Genomic DNA, 20,053 nt, shown 5'->3' with positions numbered 1-20,053 from the left:
CTCTTTATATGATAGGAGGCCATGATGCAGTTAACCCATACAACCCCATTGCTGTGCTAACCTTAGCACTTTAAAATCTTTTTCCCGTAAGCTGAACAGGCTGCCGATCTGGCAGCCTTGTTCGATAAAAATGATATTAACACTCTGAGTTACTATCTCCCAATTCCTCCACCACTTTAGCTGGAACGCCATAGGATTTGGAAAAATCCGGAATGGGTTTCACCACAACAGAACCTGCCCCCACTGTTGCCCAACAGCCAACAGATTTCTGTTGAATGACCACCGTACCAGCGCCTATTAAGGCTCCTTCTCCAATTACCGTGTTCCCCGATATATTGCAACCTGGCAGTATGGATGCATAGGATTCAATGACCGAATCATGACTAACCGTAGCGCCATAGTTTACGAGCACATGGTTACCGATACGGACATTCGTTGTAAGCACTGCATGTGCGCCTACAACGGTCCCTTCCCCTATTTCGAGATCATCTCCGATAACTGCTGTTGGATGAACTAAGGTGGCAAACTTGGCCTCGGGTATTGCTGCCACCACCTGTTGTATGGCGTTGAAACGCGATTTTGGGTGGCCAATTGCACAGATGATTCGGCTCCCTGAAGTTAAGTGCTCCCGCAAACAGTCAATGTTCCCGATGACGGGATAGCCATAAATGATATCACCATGAAGCTGTATACGTTCATCAATATATCCCATGATCACCCACCGGGGAAAGGCACGGTTGATATCCATAATTAGCTGCACCGTCTCCCTTGCCTGTCCCCCGCTTCCTATAATGAATATCGGTTTTGGGAGTTTCGGCTTCTCGAGTGCTACCATGCCGTCCATCCACCGTCGACAATCAGGTTATGGCCGTTCACATAGGAGGAAGCATCAGAGGCCAGAAAAAGCAGTGCACCAATTAATTCGTCCGCATGAGCCATCCGGCCAAGCGGGACCTTCGCGCTGTATCGCTCAGTAAAGCTCGTATTCTGTCCTGAAGCCACGCCCCCCGGTGTTATCGCATTCGTGCGAATGCCTTTATGGCCCCAATACGTGGCCAGATAACGCGTCATGGCAATGACAGCCCCCTTGGATACGGAGTATATTAATGGTGTATTGATCGGCCCGCCCAGCTCCTCGTACCAAGAGCCTTCATAAATTCGTTGGTCCGGTCCCACCAGACCGTAAATTGAGCTTATATTTATGATGCTGCCTTTGCCCTTTGCCGCCATGCTTGGTCCAAGCTCGCGCACTACCAGAAACATCGCTGTCACATTCACATTCATAACGAAATTCCAGTCCACTAAGGAATACGACTCCAGTGGTTCAAAGAAATTCGGAGACTTCACTGCCGCATTGTTTACGATGATATCCGCACCCGCTGGCACTATCTCATGTATTCGTTGCGCCCAGGCTCGAATATGGTCCTCTTCCGCTAAATCCACAGCCAGACCGACTGGTTCGGGTGAGGAAGGATGGCTAAGATGAATCCGTTTTGCTAAAGCTTCACAAGCTTCTTGATGCAAGTCTGCAATAATGACCTTGGCCCCTGAGGCGGCTAACGCTTGACAGTAATGACTGCCCAGCATTCCTGTACCGCCTGTAACGACGGCCACCTTTTGCATCAGACAATCCGACTGAAACATAATATCCCGGCTGCCTCCCTTACTTCACTATTTCAAGGATTCCCCAATTCAGATGCAAGCTGCCTGAGAATTGACGGCGTTCCCCGTTCTCCAGCCGGACCGTATAGGTGCCTAGTCCTTTATGAATATCCGGCAAATCGATATTTATGTTGAAAGGATACAGCTTTATTTCCTCTACCTTGGCGCTTAGCCATTTCCGGATTGTTGACATGCTGAACGTATTATATGGGGTATAATGGCCCTCCCCACCGGATTTCCTTGTGAGATCAATCATTCTGGCATAGATGTCTACGTCATGAACAGGATCAAATAAGGAGCTGATATAGATTCTCCCGCTCTTTCGTGTAATCCGTATTAATTCTTCCAAAGCTTGCTGGGGATCCTCAAGACATAGCAGCGTTTGCCAGCAAAAGGTTGCATCGTATTCATTGTCCTTTAGCTCGGAAAGATCATAGATATTCTGAACATAATACGAAAACTGATCTCCTTGATTCACCTTCTTGGCCTCTTCTATCAAATCGTCATTCAGGTCGGCCATCGTGAAGCGTGCTTCCGGATACTTTTTACTGAGCCAATAGGTTAAAGCCCCGCTTGCACAGGCTATGTCTGCCGCATTCTCCATTTGTACGTTGTTCTCTTCAAGAATCTGCTCAAGAAACTTCTGCTGCTCCGACTTGAAGCCGACAAACGAATTGAATTTGTCAATGACAAAGCTGCCGTCTTTCTTCAATGCTGAAATGTATTGATCTTCATGCATCGCAGGTTCCTCCATTAGTCCACTTGTTTTTATGCGCCAGAATAGCTTCCACGCAAATGAAATCAACCCAGTCATCAATCTCAAGTCCCTTCCATTTAGGCATAATGAAAGGAAGGGTTCGTTCATGGTAAAAGGTTCGGTGCTGTAAAAAAGAGGATGTAAATGAAATGTATAAAGAACCGTCCAAATGATACAGTGGCGTGATATCCTGCCTTCTTCCAGGCATCCTTGATATAGTTTGATAGGGCCTAAGATATCCCTGGTCGGTGATAGCCATCGCAAATTCCGGATGGGCTGCCGTTATGACTCCAACACCGACAATCGCAGTGGCTCTCTGCCCACATTGGATTAGCTTTTCCAACGCGTGATCCACATCATTGGCCTCCGTTAATGGAGAGGTTGGTTCAAGGAGTACCAGTATCTCATATGACTCGCCGGCCTGTGCCAGCAGTTGAAGCATATGGACAACTACATCCGAACTGGAGGCTTGATCCGTAGCCAGCGATGCGGGGCGCAGCACCGGAATATGCGCACCGCAGCTCCTTGCATAAGAAGCGTAACTCTCACTATCCGTGGATACAACAACCTTATCGACATAACGGGAGGCGAGAGCTGTTTCAATGGGCCATGCAAGAAGCGGTTTGCCGAGAAGCGGCATCATATTTTTACCAGGCAATCCCTTGGAACCGCTTCTTGCAGGTACGATCACAAGGACACGTTTACCCTCGATCATCGTCTGCACACCTTTGGGAATCATATTTTTCAAAAATCAGCTTATAGTCTTCATTGGCTTTCTTGTAATCTGGCATTCTGCCAATGTCCAGCCAATATTCATGAATGGGAAAATGAACAACCGGCTCACTGTTCGCCAATGCGGCTTCAATAAGCTGGGTCATATCAAAGTATTCATTTTCAGGTATATAATGTATCAGGCCAGGATTCACACAATACATCCCAGCACTTACAAGGAACTGATAAAGCGGCTTCTCTGTTATATACTTGACCCTCGCCTCGTTTGATTCAATGACTCCGTATGGTACCCGGAACTCATAAGGAACGGATGCGATCGTGAGCGATGCCTGCTGTTGTAAATGAAAGCTCATAAATCGGCGGAAATTCAGCTTCGTCATGATGTCGCCATTGATCACTAAAAAAGGTTGTTGAAGCAGCTGACTCGCTAATCGAATCGCCCCGGCTGTACCCATTCGCTTCTGCTCGTCAACATAACGTATATGAACGCCATAGGCTTCACCAGCTCCAAAATACTGCTGAATTTCCTCTTTGCGATAATGAATGGACAAGATCACTTCCCGAAAGCCTTCTAGTTGAAGGCGCTCAATCAAGGTATGCAAAAGCGGCTTGCCGCCTACGTGAACCATCGGTTTAGGAATTTGATCCGTTAGCGGTCTCAGCCTCGTGCCCAAGCCGCCGGCCATGATCAATACAGGAATTGTTGACATCTCAGGAGACGAAGTGCGGCGGTTCATGAGCAGTAGATCAACGATTTCCCTTCTCCGGTTAATGATCGGCATTTGACGAATATGAAGCTCGGTCATCCGCTGCCAGACCCATTCTTTTGGTTCGTCATTAAAAGCATAAATGTAGCTTTTATTGACTATACGATCAACTGGATCTTGCATGGTTGCTCCTTTAAGCATGCCCTTGCGAACGTCACTGTCGGTAACAATCCCATACAGCTTCCCTTCTTCGCCTATTAAAGCAATCTCTTCCCCAGTACGTTCAATCGTTTCCAAGGCTTCCCTTATGGTAGATCGCCGTGTGAGCATATGCTTCTTCAATGGCCCCTGCTTATCGCTGCCTTCTTCCATTTCCCTCCCTCCTTGCTCAAGTCAGTCTTTTAAATCCTGCATGGGCAATCGAAGACTTCAGCCTCTGCATCACCGAATTCGTCGCCAGTGCCTGCTTAAGCAACTCGAAAACTTCATGAAGACGCGCTTCATATAAATCTAATATTTCATCTGAATAAGACAAGGTCGAATACACAGAAGCTCCTGCCAAGATGCCTTTCTCCAGCATTTCCTGTGTAAATAAGGTCTGAACCGCCTCTGCGGATTCTGTACGAAATGCAGCGTGCAGCAGCGGGGCAATGCCCGAAATTTGCACGGGAATCTCGTGCAGCTTCGAAGCGCTGGTCCAAATGTCCGCCACTCTCTTCCCTGCCCGGATTAATTGCGACGGCACGTCTAACATTTCCATTTTTGTTAACACAGCCAGGGCGGCTGCGTATCCGGTTCGCTCGGTCCAAAAAGTGGAGCTGATAAAGCTCTCCTGGGCAGCATCCATTACCGCTTTAGTTCCAAGCACGGCAGTAATCGGAATTCCGTTGCCAAGTGCCTTGCCGAACACAGCCATATCAGGTTTTACTCCCATCGTTAAATGAATCCCGCCAACATTCATACGAAATCCGGACGTGATCTCATCAAATATCAGGACAGCTCCAATCTTGTCGGCTGCTTTTCTGACTCCTTCCAAAAAACCGGGGGCAGGCTCCGTCTCTCTTCTGGGCTCCATTATAATCACGCCGATATCATTTCCGTGTTCAGCTGTAAGCTTCTCTAGCTGGTCAAGCTGATTATAGTAGAACGGCAGTACGGTTCCCTTCAAGTCACGGGGGACACCCCGTGGCGCTAAGCCAGGCAGCAGCATCGTGTCCAGTTGGTCCGTGTCCGCATGATTCGCAGATAAATACCAGTCATGCCAGCCATGATATCCGCATATCGCTACCTTGTTTTTACCGGTCGCAGCACGGGCAATCCGAACGGCAATTGCGCAGGCTTCCCCGCCGGTTCGTGCGAATCGGACCTGTTCGGACCATGGATGCAAGGCGATTAATCTCTCCGCCAGTTCAACTTCCTCATAGCAATTTAAAGTGCACATCGAACCATGAAGCATGGCTTCATGTACCGCTTCGTTGACGTCGTCATCTGCATATCCTAGAATGCAGGTTCCCACTCCCATCTGGGCGAAATCGTAGTAATGCCTATCCTCGAGATCCCATACTTCACAGCCTTTTGCACGCTTGTAATAAGCAGGCCACAGATCAGGGAGGAACCGTTCGCTTCGTTTGGATAACAGCTGATTGCCGCCGGGAATAATCTGCTTGGCTTTATTCCACAGCTGATTCCCGTGCATCGTGTCCACCCCTTTTCAATGAGCCATCATCCTTCAATTCGTTCATCCTGCTCGTAGTCACGTGTTGCCGTTTTGCCAATCAGATCAAAGTAGCGCATCGCTGAAATTCCTCTGCCGGCACGCTTGACAGTAAGATTCTCTGATGTAAAAGGTTCTCCGGTATGAATCGGCTTGGCAGCCACTACACTCTTCCGAACAGCCTCGACATTTACGATTTCTGCTGCCAATGGTCGTTTCACATTTGAGCCCAGGGCGGCTTCCACTTCGCGAATCGCCTTCGTCATAGCTGAGAATTCCTCAGGCTCCAAGGAGCCCGCATGATCCGGTCCCGGGAGGGAGCGATCCAATGTTAGATGCTTTTCGATCACTGCAGCTCCTCTTGCAACTGCGGCAATCGGCACGGTGATGCCGAGCGTATGGTCGGAATAACCCACTTGCAAACGAAAAGCAGAAGCGAGTGTATTCATCATGCGCAAATGAACCTCCTCGACAGGAGAAGGATACTCTGTTGTACAATGCAGAAGCGTAACTCGTTGCTGAAGCAGGAGTTGACCCTCATCGGAACGATAAGCCTCTTGAAATGCTTTTATCGATGGACTGATTCCGCTCGCCGCCCAATTTAAATATCCGTAAGCAATCACTCCTAACGCAGCCTCAATGTCGCCGAGCAAGCACATGCCTGTAGATAAAATGATCGGTTTTTTGGAGCTTGCCATAGCAAGTAGCAAGGGAGCATTGGTGATTTCTCCCGAGGACGATTTCAAGCGCGGAAGATTATACTTATGAACCAGTAAGTTCACGCTAGAAAGATCAAAGGGGGTCGAGAGAAAACCAATACGTTTTTCCATGCTGTAAGCAATCAGACGGTCATGCATTTCTTCAGTTAACTCAAGCGCTCGAAGCATCGAAAGCTGTGATGTGTCATCGCCGGTTTGGCGTCTCTGATAATCGGCTTTCATCGCATAGGGAGCTGCGATTTGAAGAGCCTTGAACGTTTGGAACTTAACCGCATCCGCTCCTGCGCACTTAGCCGCATCGATTAATTCCATTGCCCTTTCCAAAGAGCCGTTATGATTAACCCCCGCTTCCGCAATGATGTAGGTTCTGTTCAATTCTTCACCTCCAGGTCATAAAAGCTTTTGACTAGAAGCGGCTGAAGGGAAGTCTTCTTGATGATTTCTTTAATCGTAAAAGCGGTTCGTCCACTGCCATATGGCGGCGTCATCGTCTTCAACCTTTCAAGAAAAGCATCCGACATCGCCGTTCGGATGGCTTCTGCAATCTCGGCTGCATTGATGTTCACATCAAGAATGGAATCCGCTCGAAGCCTTCCCTTTTGACGGTCACCAATATTAATGGAGGGCTTTTGCATCGCGGGAGCTTCTATAATACCGCTGGACGAATTGCCAAGGACCGCTGTACAGTGATACATTGCGCTCAGATATAGCTCATTCAGTGAAGGAACCGACTTTACTTTCTTCGGATTGCGTCGGGCATAGTCAAGCAGCAGCTCGTTGATTTGCTGACTGCCTGCATCCGCATTAGGCATCGTGATCACCTTGTAAGCTTCCGGGAACTGTTCGAAAGCTTCAACGAGTGAACGAACAAGCAATTCGTTTCGCTGCGGATTCAGTGTTTCCGGGTGAAGAGTAACCAGAAAAAACGGCTCATTCAAACGTTGGCCCAAGGCCTGCTCCAGCTGGGAACGGCTAACAGGTACGTATTCACGGATATGGTCAACCCCCAGCGAACCGACATTGAACACGATGGCTGGATTCTCCCCCATCTGTATGACTCTCCGCCGATAAGGCTCGGCGGCGGTGAAGTGCACATGCGCCAGCTTCGTAATCGCATGGCGGATGGCATTATCGACTGCACCTTCCGTAATCTCCCCGCCATGAATATGCGCAATCGGCACATTCAGCAGCATGGCTGCTTGCGCGGCGGCCAAGGCTTCAAAGCGATCGCCCAGAATGACGATTACATCGGGCCTTGCTTCGGCGATAGCCGCGGATAAGCCGCTCACTCCTTGCGCCATGGCCGAGGCAATTCCCAAAGGCGTATTATCGGCTAAGTCTATCGGAATGCGAGCATGAATGTGAAAACCATCCCGTTCGATCCACTTAAATGTTAGCCCGTACTTGGCAGATAAATGTGTTCCTGTTACGAAGGTCATAAGCGTTAAATCCGCATCTTGTAGAACCTCACTCATAAAACCCCTAAGCAGTCCGTACTCTGCTCTAGTACCTGTTACTACACCGATTTTCAATGCCAGCTCTCCTTACGCCCTTTCTCCGGCTACCAAGCTTACACTACTCGGAAGATTAATAATCCTTTGTTCCAACTGCTCCGAGATCGAAAGATCCATTCTTGGTGAGTTCGTGTATATCCGTAATCTATGCAGCAGCTTCCAGCATGGCCTGGTCATGAGTCCCTGTGCATGGGTTTGTTTCAGGATTTCATCGCGGACCCCACGGTCTGCCTCCTGCAGGATAAGGGCGTTTAACCAGTAATTGCTGCGTGCATAACCTGCTTCAGTATACAGCTTTACCCCCAGTACAGTAGAGAAAGCAGCCTTGTAAGCATGTGCAAGCTTTCGCTTTCTTGCGATAAAATCAGGAAGCTGCTCCAATTGAGCACAGCCTAAAGCTGCATTAAGATTGGGCATCCGGTAATTGTATCCAAGCTGGTCATGTTCGTATGCCCATGGATGCGGCAGCTTGGCGGTTGTTGTAACGTGCCTTACCCACCGGGCGAGCGATTCATCGTTTGTCAGAACGGCTCCTCCGCCTCCTGTAGTTACAATCTTGTTCCCGTTAAAGCTGATCGCTGAGATTCTCCCAAATCCGCCTACATGCTGCCCTTTGTAATACGAACCCAGCGCCTGTGCCGCATCCTCTATAAGCTCTAAAGAATAGGCTTCGCACAGTGCAATAAGTGCCTCCATATCGGCAGGATGACCGAATGTGTGCATGACAACCAGAGCCTTGAGTCGGCGGCCTGTATTTTTGTTTATCCAGCGGTCTTGGCTGAATACGGCAATATCCTGTAAATACGCTCTCAGCTTGTGTGGATCAACTCCGAGCGATCGTTCCTCAACGTCAACAAAATGGGGCACCGCTCCGCAGTATTGAATCGCGTTAGCTGTTGCTACGAAGGTGAGAGCAGGCAGCAGTACTTCGTCATTGCCGGAGACTCCTGCCGCCAGCAGTGCCGCATGTAATGCAGCAGTCCCGCTATTTACAGCTATCGCATGCTTTACACCTGTAAACTCTCTAATCCGCTCTTCCAGTTCCATCACATAGCGGCCGGCCGAGGAAATCCAGCCAGAATCCAGACACTCCTTCACATACTTCCATTCATTGCCTCCCAAAAGGGGCTCGTGCAGGGGGACTGCAGACGACTTCATTGTAATCACGTGGTTGATCGCTTTCAGAACTTGTGCGATATCGGCCTGTTTTCTCATATTTGGTACAATCCCTGTTTATATCTCTGTAAATTCGCCGGATTCGTAAACCACTCCGCCGTCTCCGCAAGCCCTCGCTTGAGTCCCTCTATTTCGCCGTAGGCTGGCACCCACCCGGTTAACTGCTTCAGCTTACTGTTATCGGCCCATAATCTATGCACTTCACTTGAGCTTGGGCGCATTCGCTGAGGATCCTGCTTAATTTCAATCTGTGCATTCATGACCTCGGCAATGAGCTTGGCGGTATCACCGACGGATATTTCAAAATTACTGCCGATGTTGACTGTTTCACCGATGGTCTGTTTTGACTGTCCCGCTGCGATGAAACCGCTGACCGTGTCCTTAATATAGTTGAAATCTCGGGTTGGTGTCAGGTCCCCTAATCGAATGTTCCCGCTGCCGCTGGCGATTTGCGTGATGATGGCCGGAATGACGGCCCTAGCCGATTGCCGCGGGCCGTACGTATTGAATGGACGTACAATAGTGACTGGCAATTGATAGGTGTGGAAATAAGAAAGCGCAATCTGGTCTGCACCGGATTTGGAGGCTGCATATGGGGATTGGGGATGTAGAGGATGACGCTCATGAATGGGAACAAACTGTGCTGTGCCATACACTTCACTTGTAGAAGTATGAATGAATCTGCTCACAGAGTGCTCTCTGGCTGCTTGCAGAGCCTGAAAGGTGCCTTTCACATTCGTGTCCAAATAAGATTCCGGGGCTTGATATGAATACGGGATCGAGATAAGCGCCGCCAAATGATACACGGTCTCCATCCCGCGCATGGCTTCCCTGACAGTCTGGTAATCACGAATATCACCCGAGTATACCTCTATCTCATCACGTATCTCCGGTGAAACATCATCGAGCCAGCCCCACTGGTGAAACGAATTATAGAACACAAGGGCCTTCACCCGATGGCCTTTCCTCACGAGCGCTTCCGTCAGATGGGAACCAATGAAACCGTCAGCCCCTGTTACTAGTATCCTCTCCGAATTCATTGTCATTACGCCCTCCCCCAGTATTTGTGCATTACATACTATGAATCACCTGTGGGATGTGCGTTCACGGATTCTAACACGTTGTGGAGGGAACAGCTTGTACAGTTGGATGGGAGCAGGTTACTATTATTTCTCTTTTCAAGATACCATCAAGGCGAAGTCCTTTCTTGAGCACATTTACAATGATTTTACGTATGAATTCTGGGTCAACCCGGCGGCCGAGCATCATATCGACCTTCCGAGTTTAAGTGGCACAGACGGTATCAGCGGTAAACGTTACGTGATCGCTCCCGGGCACGGCCTGGATCCCGGTCAAGCCGGAATAGGTGTATCCGTGGGCACGAACGGTGTCTCCATCTATGAGCATACCTACTGCCATTTACCTGCTGTGCTGGTCCATCCATCTCCCATTTCCGGATGGACGCATATTGCGGTTGTCTACAGTCGGAGAACCCCATATCTTTATATAAATGGAAAGCTGGTTCAAGTAGGTGGTCCAAGCGCGATAGCAAGTGTGCATGCTTCTGCCGCATTCGGCGGACTTTTACCCTATGGATTTTTCATTGGGGGACTCGACGAAGTACGTTTGTGGAATGTTGCACGGACGGAGCAGGAGATTGCTCTATCCATGCATAGCCAGCTGCGGGGAGATGAGCCGGGTCTAGCCGGTTATTGGAGATTGGACGATGGAAACGGGATTGTGGAGTCCAGTCAGGTCGCTAATGGCGATATTGCACATGTTCTCGGGGCAAATTGGGTGCCTGGCCGTACCTTTAATAAAGGGCGTATCGGGGTAATTATCGAGTCTAGCGCTTATGATGCCACCAGGCATTTCGCTTTTGATTTGACAAAAGCTTTGATACAGTCGGATTATATTGTCGAAGTGATCGATCTACTTCAGCCCACTGCACAAGCAAAATTGGATAACTTGCTCATGCAGCAGGACCTTGAATTAATTGTTGGAATGAATGGCCACGGGATCGATCAGCTTCGTGGCAGTTTATATGCAGGTCTGCTGCCAGTTCCCTTTTTGTGCTATTTGGTCGACCATCCCATGTTCCACGTTGATCGCATCCCGTTCGAACGAAATCTGCCACAACTTATCATTGCCTGCGTGGATAGAGAACATATTCGCTATCTCGAAAAGTATTTTAATAACAGTTCACTAAAGCTATTCTCTCCGCAGCCGGCACTGAATAAGCTGCCGTCAACATCGGTGAAAGACATGAGTGAGCGAAGCATAGATCTGCTCTTTGCAGGTACGTCCTTAGGCCCTGATCAACAGCGGCAATGGTGGAAGCAGGATCTTCAATACGGTGCAATATTAGACGAGATCGCGGAACGGTCTATGTATCAATACGATTATTCTCTTCTGGAGATCTGTGAACAAACATTTCGGATTCACGGGCTCCCGTTTAATTACACTCAAGACAGCAGGCTGGTTCAACTTCTGCAGAAAGTTGATATGTATATTCGAGGACGAAGAAGGCTGGAGATCGTCGAAATGTTGAGTGGCTTGCCGATGACTATCTTTACAGATAATCCAAGGGAGTTTCCGAACCGAAAGAATATAAAATATCGTGAGCCTGTAAGCCTTAAAACACTACAAGCTCACATGTATGATTCGAAGATCGTTTTAAATGTATTAGCTAATCTTGTGTACGGCGCACATGAGCGTATTTTTACCGCCATGCAGGCAGGTGCGGTTAGTTTAACCGACTCCAACCAGTTTTTGGATGAGAATTTTCAGGATGGAAAGAACATTCTGCTGATCCCATACCGGAATCAAAACATTTCCGAACGAATCGGAAGACTGTTAGAGCAGCCCGACCAGCTGCAATTGATTGCAAATGCGGCAGCTCAATGGGTGCCTGCGCATACTTGGCACGCCAGGGCACAGCAATTTATCGGGGCAATACAAGCAATTAAGAAAGAAATCTCATAATGGTGTTGACGACCCTTTGTGTACTGCCCTCTATTTCTCCGAACATTTGATCCGTCCATTGCTTTTGGTTATTGAGCAAACTTTCCCTATATGAAGAATCCGTAATTACTTTTTGAATGATACTGTTAAGGGTTTGGGCTGATGCGGCTCGCGTAAATACGAGATGAGTCTCATTGTGGTGAGAAAGAAATATTTGTATGACAGGAATCCCCAAAGCCGCAGCCTCAAATACGGAGGAGGAATTGTCTCCGACCACAAGATCCGTTTCCAAGAATAATTCGTTCATATGCCGTGTAGATAATTGCTGATGAGCAATCCGATTTTGGCTCACATATTCGTCATAATCAGTTATGCTCTCCACAGGATGCAATTTATAAGTGACTTCAATCCCGGATATGGAGTTAAACGCCTCTATGGCTAATTCCAGGTTTTCTTTACTTTTCTTGCTGCGCTGAGGCGAATCGGAGGAAATATACAAAACTCTCGATATGTTAGGGGCCGCAGTCCAATTCGGCTTAAGCTTGAACTGCTCATACACATATTCCAGCTTCGGATTTCCAACAGAGATGGATGCTCGTGCGTCGGTTTTATGATCCAGAAACCTTTTATGGTAGTCTCCCCATAACAGCACTTGGTCGGCCCCTTTAAAATCATGACTATCGACTTCATCCCCGAATAGAAAGCCGTGCTGCATAAGGAATATACGAATTGGATTTTGTTCACTCATGTTGCGAATAGCGTCGAGATATCCTGGTTCAGATATAAAATGCAGTGCATAAACCATCTTCGGTTTTATTTCATGTAACAAAGCCGTCATGGTCATAAAATCAGCTGCATACTGCCTGTAATATTGTTTCAGGTATGTCTGATATTTAGTCGGTAACCCTTCGGCAAGAAACCACTGGGATAATGCCGGGGCCAGGTACTCTTTATAGTATTCATTCGCCAGCTGCAGGATTGATTGGGACGCCGTTATATCCTGGAGCGCTTTGATGGCCACATTTGGATGAAAAGTTGATCGCTCGTTGGCTTCTTCCCGGGGCACGGCAAGCGAAACGGAGCGTCCTTGCCTTACCAATGCATCCGCTACAGGAGCATATAATTGACAATAGTCGTTACGATATACATTGAACAACATAAGCACATCTGTTTGATAACCGGTCCATCTCGTATTCCGTACAATTTGGCGTACCTGTTCACGGTCGTCGCCGGTGAAGAGATATCTTTCCAAATAATCAAGATTGTCAGTTATAAATTTCGGGTACCTTCCCTCCCACCGCAATGCTCCTACGGTATGCCGGACACGATACTGTGTCCCCTGAAGCGTTCCGTGATACTTATTATTCGTACAATCCAATGCAGCATTCGGAGTCTGTTCGTTAAAAGACCAGCATCCGACTAATCCGTCTTCAGCACCTGTCAGTTCCACATGCATGAAAGCTGTAATCTGCTCCTTGCTCAGGGCTGTTTTCCAGATACGCAAATCGTCTAAAGCACCGGTATAATAACCGTAGGGCGGAAGAGCACCCATCACACCGCAAGGGTACACTATGGATTTATAGCTGGTAAACCCTATTTTACGTAATTCTCCGTTGATATACAGGTAGGGCGTCTTCTCTTCATATACGATTGCAATGTGAACCCAGTCAAGAATTTCAGTGGGGTAAACAAGTACCGGCGGTAAATGGTTTATGGTATGCTCAAAGACAGCAATTCCATTTGTGCCGACAGAAACGCCTACTCCGGCCTGATTGACGTCGCCCGCATTTTGAGCGCCGATAACATACCTCTGTCCTTGCATCCCTTCTGTACCGGTTACATTCTGGAGAGGCAGCATAATTTCCGCTTCAGGCTTCACCCAAAATTCATATGTGAAGTGATTAGGAGCCTCGTGAAAATGAGACTGAACAAGCATAATGCCCTTCCCTGCGAAAGAAAGATAGCCTCCACCTAGCATATTTCACCTCATTTTAATACATGATTATAATCATACGTATTCTGTCTAGATAAAATTATGCAGATGTATAAGCGGTATCTTACGGCCATTTTACCTGTTCCGAAACTTCCGACGTGAAATCAGTTTGCGGGCTGATTGACTTGATTCTGCTTATCTTAAAAGCCGGTTCAGCATCTAAGAATTAAGCTTGAAATCGAAGTGCAAAAGCATTTAAAAGTCACCCTATGTCCCGACTGAAGATGAGTTAAAATGATACTATGAGGTGGTCTGGAATGCAAAGAATTTTTAGGATATGGTGATCGTGAAAACCCTGATGTACACCGGCATCCGCGTCAGTGGAAAAACGAGGAATCAAAAATGTGTTGATTCAGCAGGACTGATAGAATTATTCCCACTGTCTCCTTCGTTTTCAAAACCGGTTTGATTAGAATCATCGATTACTTGTGGAGGATCCGAAACTGATTTTTCTTCTCCTTTCCTATACTTGTACTTTCAGTCATCTCAATTGTGTACTCGTTTACTGATGATGAAAAATGACAACCACTTGAAGATCCGTTAAGAGTGCAAAGTGTATTCCGTCTCCACTATTGCTGGCAAATGGAATGCTAACTATGGGAGTACAGAGGTAACCAACTTGACTATAATCTACTCCGAGGAATAGTTCTGATGGTTTTTCTAGATATGAACCTCATTTGCAAAATAACCTAGCTTCTTCAATAATTTTTGTAAATGCTTCCTCTCCATTTTGAAGGACATATCCTTCGTTCAGAGTTCGATAATATAGACTGTTCTATAAAAGAAATTATCTCAGGTCATGAGTTCGCAAAACATAAAAAAAGGCTCAATGAATGAGCCTTTTTTTCTAATCCAAATTTCAAAAAAATTAAAGAGAAATTCTATTTGTCAACATTAAGTGAATACTTATTTCCGCTCTACTTTATACCCTTTATCCTCCAGCAGCTTCACAATCCCGTGATCGCCCAGGTAGTGCGCTGCACCGACTACAATGAAATATTCCTCGCCTTTGCCGTTTTTCAAGTATCCGTCGATCTTGTCGGCCATGCCGATGTTCCGGTCAATCAGCATCGCTTTGTTGTATTCCTCGTCATCGGAGAAGCTGTTCGTCAGCTCCAGCAGCTGCTCGTCGTTGCCTGTCTTCCACATTTCAGCCATTTGATCCACGCTGTCATCCAGCACGTCGAAATTGTCCAATGTTACTTTCAGCGTTTTTTCTTGCAGCTCTTTCGAGAAGTTATTGAACATGCCCAGTTGGGATTCATACGACTCCAGTTCGATAACCGGAAGTTTGCGCTCGATCGCTTTCTGAATGAAGTACAGGTCTACTCCAGCGGAAGCTTCATAACCGGCTTTCATGGATTTTAGGCTTGCCAGCGTGCTCTCCACAACCCATGGCTTGAAGGTATCCAGTGCATTCGGCTCCATTCCGTTTTTCTTCAAAATCTCTCCCAGTTGAGCGTACGTCTCGCTGGAGATGTGGTCCTTCAGCGTTGTGCCATCTTGGTACGATCCCAGATCGAGCACCAGTTTCTGTTGAGCTTCATCCGCCGCTTTGCTGATATCGACCTCTACGCCCAAGTAATCCGCTTCGGCAAATGCCTCTTCAAATTCTTTACGCAACGGATAGAAGCTATCATCCGCAATATGCATCGAGCCTACCAGATATACGGTGTTGCCGTTGCTTTCGACTTCCCACATAAAACCGCGTCCGCCGGTCTGAACGGTTTCTGTTGCCCCGCCTTTGGAAACCAACAATACCGTACGCGTCTTCGCATCCCAGTTAACTTCGTAACCTGCAGCGTCTCCAACGATGCGGATCGGCGCGTACGTTACGCCATTGATACGCGTAAGCTTGCTTTTCAGCGTAATCGTCTTGCCGTTAACCACGGCTGTAATCGTATCATCCGTTGCCGTCGTCAGCTTCACGTCCATGGCATCCAGTGTGGAGCGCAGCGGCACAAGCGTTGTTCCTTTATCGTTAACCGGTGCACCAACAGTGTATTCAACCGTTTCGTCATTCACTTTCACCGATGTCTGCTGCGGCGCGGCCATCGCCGGCACTGCAGATGCGAGCAAACCGACCGAGATGGTTAGTGACAAGAGCATGCGTTTCCAGTTTTTCATAATATGTATTCTCCTTTAAAATATATAGTAGATTAAATCTATTAGCCCAAAGAAGTAACTCCATCAATATTACGATAATAGACTGGGGAGGGTTCCACCTTTTTCCTAGCATGGCCCCTCTTCCCGTTTTGCGATTTTACTTCTTACTTCCAGCAACCCACAGCCAAGCAACAGCAATAACAGCTACGGCCCCCATCAGCGCACCTTGCACGGCATCCTTTGTCGAAGATCCTTCAGCACTTGCGAACGATCCTAGCAAAAGAATAATTGCAGCCGCGCTTAACATCATAAGTGATTTTGAACTCATGTTTTTAATCACATTCAGCGCCTCCAATGAATTATTGTTATGTCAGAGATTCTGTTATCGTCGGAAAACACATACACAGGCAGCAGCAGCAAGCAGCAGCAGCATAAGCTGCCTTCAATATTAAATTTTGTACGCCTTCATGGCTTTGAAAAGCTCCTTGAAAGTTGGGCGTTTGCCGTACATCAGGACCCCGGTACGGTAGATTTTTGCCGCCAACCAGCCAAAGGCCAGAATCGATACGACCAGAATGGCCAGCGATACCCAAATCTCCCATGTCGGCGCAACGCCCGCCCCGATGCGTACCAGGATCGCCGTAGGCGAAGTGAACGGCACGAAGCTAGCTACTTTCAAAAGCAAAATGTCGGGTGCAGAAATGCTAAAGAGCGCGATATAAAAGGAAGCCAGGGACAGCATCGTAATCGGCAGCACCGCCTGGCCAAGCTCCTCCGTACGGCTTACCATCGAACCAATCGCCGCAAACAACACGGCATAGAGGAAGTAACCCAGAATGTAGAAGATCAAACCATATACAATGACGGACACGTTCACGTCGCTCAGGTTCATACTGAACTCGCTCAATACGCCTTGATTGTGAGGCAGCATGATATTCCCTGCGATCACTGCTCCGAAAATGCCGATCTGCAGCATGCCCACCAGGAAAATCCCGATGATTTTGCCGAACATCTGGCTAAGCGGGGACACGCTCGTGATCAAAATCTCCATGATTCGCGAGCTCTTCTCGGCTGTGATCTCGGAAGCGATCATATTGCCCGTCATCATCGTGGACGTAAACAACAGGATGATCAGCAGGTAAACCACAACATAGTTGATCGGACTCATGCCGTTGCCGCCTTCTTCAGCAGCGCCATTCTGGCTTGCATCGAGACTTTCCGCAGTCACCTTCACGGGTGTGCTGATCAACGCCTTTTGTTCTGCGGTCAATGTGTTCTGCGTAATGACATCCAACTTCACGCTCTGCAGGGCAGCTTCAATGGAAGCGATAATTTGCGGAGAGACGTCTTCTGCCGAATAGAGTACGGGCTGCGGGAAGCTCTGGTTCGTCGCAGGCTCCAGTTTCAAATACCCGTCCAGCAATTCCGACTCCACGTCGGCCTTCAAAGCGGCTTCATCCTTGCCTTCATCGGATACGAAACGATAAGCCTGATCTCCCTGCGCTGCGGAGAATGCCTGCAGCTTGCTCGCGATCTCATCCTGGCCTTCGCTCAACAAACCGATGTTGACTGGATTGGCACTCGTTCCTTCACCGCCTGAACCGCCATTAAACATATTGATAAAATACGGAATATTAATGCCGATGGAAATCAAAAGCGCAAGCACAATGGTTGTGACCACAAAAGACTTCGTTTTGACTTTATTCTTAAACGTAAAGCCGACAATCGTGCCCATCTTATTCATTCGACTCACCTACCTCACGAATAAAGATTTGGTTCAACGTTGGTTCCTTGATTTCAAAATGTTCTACCGTCGTCTGCGACATGGCCAATCTGAGAATCTCCTGAGCCGCTTCCGCTTGACCGATTCGGATCTGATACCCGTTCTCCGTACGGTCTACTTTGGTGACGCCAGACAACTGCTCCAAACCATTCACTTGGCCAGTAGTGCTTAAATACACCTGCTCGCGCGGATATCGGCCTTTGATCTCCTTGATATCCCCCTGAACGACCGTGTTGGAACGATGGAGAATCGTTATTCGGCGGCAAAGCTCTTCCACATGCTCCATGCGGTGCGTGGAGAACAGAATGGCCGTTCCTTCATCGCGCAGCTCCTTAACGGTCGATTTGAGCAATTCTACGTTGACCGGATCGAGACCGCTGAACGCCTCATCCAAAATCAGAATCTGAGGCCGATGCACCACGGCCGCGATGAAGCCCATTTTTTGCTGATTGCCCTTGGAAAGCTCTTCAATCTTCTTATCGTAATATTCGGGCACTTCGAAACGTTCGAGCCAGTATTTCAGGCTTTTGTCGGCATCCTTGCCGCTCATGCCGCGCAAACGTGCCAGGTAGTTGATCTGCTCGCTAACCTTCACTTTTGGATATAACCCCCGCTCCTCGGGAAGGTAACCCATGATTTGCTGCAGCTCCGCATTGTACGGTTTGCCGTTATAGCGAATCTCGCCGCCGTCCGGGTGAATCAACCCCAATACCATGCGCATGGTCGTCGTTTTCCCCGCTCCATTCGCCCCCAACAAGCCATAAATTTCACCTTCAGCCACATCAAGCGTGACTCCGTTAACCGCCGTTTTGTCTGCATACTGTTTAACCACTTGCCTCAATGCCAGTCGATTCATCGTTCATCGTCTCCCTTCGGTGATCTCCATTGTGCCGGAGCGTATCCGGCAATCCAAAACTCCAGCACCTCATCGAGCTCAAGGTTCCGGACTTTCAAAATGTTTGCTTCGGCCAAATCCAGTCGCTCTCGCGCTTCGCTGATCCTTGTCGTGATCACACGAATGAGTCCACCGGCTTCACGGTACGATTCGACGGTGCCCGGAACGCTCTCCGGCTTCAAATCCCCTTCGTACCAGACCTCTCTCCACTGGTCGAGAACGACGTCTTTCTCCGCGATGCCCAAGCACTGTCCGCGGTTCATCAATATGATGTAATCCGCTAATCGCTTCACCTCATCGGCAATATGCGTAGCAATCAATATGGTGGTGTCCCCGTTTTCCATGAAGCGGCGGAACTGATCCACCATCGTTTTCCATGCAAAGGGGTCCAGCCCCGAAGATGGCTCATCCAACAGCAGCAATTTCGGCCTTGAGGCCAAAGCGGCAGCAATTTCAAATTTGCGGCGTTCTCCTTTGGAGAGTTTAATGAGCTTCACGTCCTGCGGAACTTCCATCTCATCCATAAGCCGATTGAACAGGTCCATATCCCAGCGAGGATACAAGTAGGCACGGAATCGGGCCGCATCCTTCGCAGTCACATGATTTTCTTCCACCGCGCCGTCGGTCACGAAACCGATCTGCTGCTTGATGTCAAGGGGCAGTTCTCCAACATGAGTTTGGCCAAACCAGCGTATCTCGCCCGCATCCGGCAGCACGATCTGCTGCAGCATGTTCAGCAGCGTGGTTTTGCCCGATCCGTTATGGCCGAGAATGGCCACGACATACCCTTCCGGAATGTTCAGGTCAATCGGACCGATCATTCTGCGCTTTCGCATTTTGGAGACACCCTTCAATTGAACCGCCATAGCTTCCATCAGCACATCACTCCCTTGCCTTCGGATTGTAAACGTCTGCGACAACTTCTTTAAACAACGTTAGCATCTCTTCTTCATCGCAACCGACCGACTTGCCTGCCTGAACCGCAGCGCGCAGCGCATCCCTGGCCGCCGTAAATTTATAATTTTCCCGATCCCCCGCTTCGACCTTGGCAACAAATGTACCCGTTCCCTGCTTGGTGCGCAGTAATCCCTCGTTCTCCAAGTCCTGATACACCCGGCGAACCGTGATGACGCTGCAATTCAGCGATCCCGCAAACTCCCGAATGGACGGCAAATGTGTTCCCTCCCCCAATTGGCCAGTAATGATTAATGACCTTAACTGGTTTTCAATTTGGTGATATAAAGGTTCAGCGCTGTTTTCATTGATTTGAATCGGTATATTCATGCCTTGCACCCCGCTCTCTGGTACACATCGGTTCATCACATGAACGA

18 protein-coding genes are annotated in these 20,053 nt (G+C 48.3%); 1 reads left to right on the top strand and 17 read right to left on the bottom strand.

Translation table 11 applies throughout. The features are described 5' to 3' along the window. Window positions 1–136 precede the first annotated feature (136 nt). Genes SNR34_RS03130 through SNR34_RS03085 form a run of 10 tightly spaced genes read right to left on the bottom strand, consistent with a single transcriptional unit; the run spans window position 137 to window position 10,027 of the window. Window positions 137–835 carry an acetyltransferase gene (locus tag SNR34_RS03130; protein ID WP_486181116.1) on the bottom strand — a complete coding sequence of 233 codons (699 nt, stop codon included), beginning with the start codon at window positions 833–835 and terminating at the stop codon, window positions 137–139. After that, window positions 829–1,644 (bottom strand): SDR family oxidoreductase, encoded by an 816-nt coding sequence (locus tag SNR34_RS03125; protein ID WP_486181115.1) that lies wholly within the window; start codon window positions 1,642–1,644, stop codon window positions 829–831. The genes SNR34_RS03130 and SNR34_RS03125 overlap by 7 nt, the downstream gene beginning before the upstream one ends. Before the next feature lie 19 nt (window positions 1,645–1,663). Further along, window positions 1,664–2,401 (bottom strand): class I SAM-dependent methyltransferase, encoded by a 738-nt coding sequence (locus tag SNR34_RS03120; protein WP_486181114.1) that lies wholly within the window; start codon window positions 2,399–2,401, stop codon window positions 1,664–1,666. Then, on the bottom strand, window positions 2,394–3,158 hold the full coding sequence (locus tag SNR34_RS03115) for an acylneuraminate cytidylyltransferase family protein (protein ID WP_486181113.1): 765 nt from the start codon (window positions 3,156–3,158) through the stop codon (window positions 2,394–2,396). Before SNR34_RS03115 ends, SNR34_RS03120 begins: the two co-directional genes overlap by 8 nt. After that, complete coding sequence (locus SNR34_RS03110; RefSeq protein WP_486181112.1) at window positions 3,121–4,230, bottom strand: nucleotidyltransferase family protein; 1,110 nt, start codon at window positions 4,228–4,230, stop codon at window positions 3,121–3,123. The genes SNR34_RS03115 and SNR34_RS03110 overlap by 38 nt, the downstream gene beginning before the upstream one ends. Before the next feature lie 16 nt (window positions 4,231–4,246). Next, window positions 4,247–5,554, bottom strand: coding sequence for an aminotransferase class III-fold pyridoxal phosphate-dependent enzyme (locus SNR34_RS03105; RefSeq protein WP_486181111.1), 1,308 nt, complete (start codon window positions 5,552–5,554; stop codon window positions 4,247–4,249). Window positions 5,555–5,580: 26 nt separating this feature from the next. After that, complete coding sequence (gene neuB, locus SNR34_RS03100; RefSeq protein WP_486181110.1) at window positions 5,581–6,666, bottom strand: N-acetylneuraminate synthase; 1,086 nt, start codon at window positions 6,664–6,666, stop codon at window positions 5,581–5,583. Beyond that, window positions 6,663–7,823, bottom strand: a complete 1,161-nt coding sequence (neuC, locus tag SNR34_RS03095; protein ID WP_486181109.1) for a UDP-N-acetylglucosamine 2-epimerase — start codon at window positions 7,821–7,823, stop codon at window positions 6,663–6,665. Before neuC ends, neuB begins: the two co-directional genes overlap by 4 nt. Window positions 7,824–7,835: 12 nt before the next feature. Then, window positions 7,836–9,020: a LegC family aminotransferase gene (locus SNR34_RS03090; protein ID WP_486181108.1), complete on the bottom strand. Its 1,185-nt coding sequence runs from the start codon at window positions 9,018–9,020 to the stop codon at window positions 7,836–7,838. Further along, window positions 9,017–10,027, bottom strand: a complete 1,011-nt coding sequence (locus tag SNR34_RS03085) for an NAD-dependent 4,6-dehydratase LegB (RefSeq protein ID WP_486181107.1) — start codon at window positions 10,025–10,027, stop codon at window positions 9,017–9,019. Before SNR34_RS03085 ends, SNR34_RS03090 begins: the two co-directional genes overlap by 4 nt. A gap of 91 nt (window positions 10,028–10,118) precedes the next feature. Here SNR34_RS03085 and SNR34_RS03080 point away from each other — a divergent pair, with 91 nt between their 5' ends. Continuing rightward, entirely contained in the window at window positions 10,119–11,966 is a 1,848-nt protein-coding gene (locus tag SNR34_RS03080) for a LamG-like jellyroll fold domain-containing protein (RefSeq protein WP_486181106.1), read from the top strand. Here the strand turns inward: SNR34_RS03080 and SNR34_RS03075 are convergent. From SNR34_RS03075 to SNR34_RS03045, 7 genes are all read right to left on the bottom strand, one after another. Next, window positions 11,947–13,923: a LamG domain-containing protein gene (locus tag SNR34_RS03075; RefSeq protein ID WP_486181105.1), complete on the bottom strand. Its 1,977-nt coding sequence runs from the start codon at window positions 13,921–13,923 to the stop codon at window positions 11,947–11,949. The two genes, SNR34_RS03080 and SNR34_RS03075, sit on opposite strands and share 20 nt — an antisense overlap. Before the next feature lie 921 nt (window positions 13,924–14,844). After that, window positions 14,845–16,065: a TraB/GumN family protein gene (locus SNR34_RS03070; protein ID WP_486181104.1), complete on the bottom strand. Its 1,221-nt coding sequence runs from the start codon at window positions 16,063–16,065 to the stop codon at window positions 14,845–14,847. 136 nt (window positions 16,066–16,201) lie between these two features. Continuing rightward, window positions 16,202–16,384: a hypothetical protein gene (locus SNR34_RS03065; RefSeq protein WP_343262463.1), complete on the bottom strand. Its 183-nt coding sequence runs from the start codon at window positions 16,382–16,384 to the stop codon at window positions 16,202–16,204. Between the two features lie 108 nt (window positions 16,385–16,492). Then, the gene (locus SNR34_RS03060) at window positions 16,493–17,788 is read right to left on the bottom strand and encodes an ABC transporter permease (protein ID WP_486181103.1); all 1,296 of its coding nucleotides are present in this window, start codon (window positions 17,786–17,788) and stop codon (window positions 16,493–16,495) included. Then, on the bottom strand, window positions 17,781–18,683 hold the full coding sequence (locus SNR34_RS03055) for an ABC transporter ATP-binding protein (RefSeq protein ID WP_236417455.1): 903 nt from the start codon (window positions 18,681–18,683) through the stop codon (window positions 17,781–17,783). Before SNR34_RS03055 ends, SNR34_RS03060 begins: the two co-directional genes overlap by 8 nt. After that, window positions 18,680–19,597 carry an ATP-binding cassette domain-containing protein gene (locus SNR34_RS03050; RefSeq protein WP_486181102.1) on the bottom strand — a complete coding sequence of 306 codons (918 nt, stop codon included), beginning with the start codon at window positions 19,595–19,597 and terminating at the stop codon, window positions 18,680–18,682. The genes SNR34_RS03055 and SNR34_RS03050 overlap by 4 nt, the downstream gene beginning before the upstream one ends. Before the next feature lie 7 nt (window positions 19,598–19,604). Further along, window positions 19,605–20,006, bottom strand: coding sequence for a GntR family transcriptional regulator (locus tag SNR34_RS03045; RefSeq protein ID WP_236417459.1), 402 nt, complete (start codon window positions 20,004–20,006; stop codon window positions 19,605–19,607). Between the last annotated feature and the right edge of the window lie 47 nt (window positions 20,007–20,053).

Source organism: Paenibacillus sp. XP01 (assembly GCF_057364885.1).
Note: the sequence above shows the minus strand (reverse complement) of the source record. Positions and strands in the feature narration are given on the sequence as shown.

Excerpts from the sequence above, each read along its gene's own strand:
- SNR34_RS03105 (WP_486181111.1), bottom strand. The coding sequence starts at position 5,554 with ATGCACGGGAATCAGCTGTGGAATAAAGCCAAGCAGATTATTCCCGGC.
- SNR34_RS03115 (WP_486181113.1), bottom strand. The coding sequence starts at position 3,158 with ATGATTCCCAAAGGTGTGCAGACGATGATCGAGGGTAAACGTGTCCTT.
- SNR34_RS03045 (WP_236417459.1), bottom strand. The coding sequence starts at position 20,006 with ATGAATATACCGATTCAAATCAATGAAAACAGCGCTGAACCTTTATAT.
- SNR34_RS03075 (WP_486181105.1), bottom strand. The coding sequence starts at position 13,923 with ATGCTAGGTGGAGGCTATCTTTCTTTCGCAGGGAAGGGCATTATGCTT.
- SNR34_RS03055 (WP_236417455.1), bottom strand. The coding sequence starts at position 18,683 with ATGAATCGACTGGCATTGAGGCAAGTGGTTAAACAGTATGCAGACAAA.
- SNR34_RS03125 (WP_486181115.1), bottom strand. The coding sequence starts at position 1,644 with ATGTTTCAGTCGGATTGTCTGATGCAAAAGGTGGCCGTCGTTACAGGC.
- SNR34_RS03060 (WP_486181103.1), bottom strand. The coding sequence starts at position 17,788 with ATGAATAAGATGGGCACGATTGTCGGCTTTACGTTTAAGAATAAAGTC.
- SNR34_RS03120 (WP_486181114.1), bottom strand. The coding sequence starts at position 2,401 with ATGCATGAAGATCAATACATTTCAGCATTGAAGAAAGACGGCAGCTTT.
- SNR34_RS03090 (WP_486181108.1), bottom strand. The coding sequence starts at position 9,020 with ATGAGAAAACAGGCCGATATCGCACAAGTTCTGAAAGCGATCAACCAC.
- SNR34_RS03110 (WP_486181112.1), bottom strand. The coding sequence starts at position 4,230 with ATGGAAGAAGGCAGCGATAAGCAGGGGCCATTGAAGAAGCATATGCTC.
- SNR34_RS03130 (WP_486181116.1), bottom strand. The coding sequence starts at position 835 with ATGGTAGCACTCGAGAAGCCGAAACTCCCAAAACCGATATTCATTATA.
- SNR34_RS03085 (WP_486181107.1), bottom strand. The coding sequence starts at position 10,027 with ATGACAATGAATTCGGAGAGGATACTAGTAACAGGGGCTGACGGTTTC.
- SNR34_RS03070 (WP_486181104.1), bottom strand. The coding sequence starts at position 16,065 with ATGAAAAACTGGAAACGCATGCTCTTGTCACTAACCATCTCGGTCGGT.
- SNR34_RS03050 (WP_486181102.1), bottom strand. The coding sequence starts at position 19,597 with ATGGAAGCTATGGCGGTTCAATTGAAGGGTGTCTCCAAAATGCGAAAG.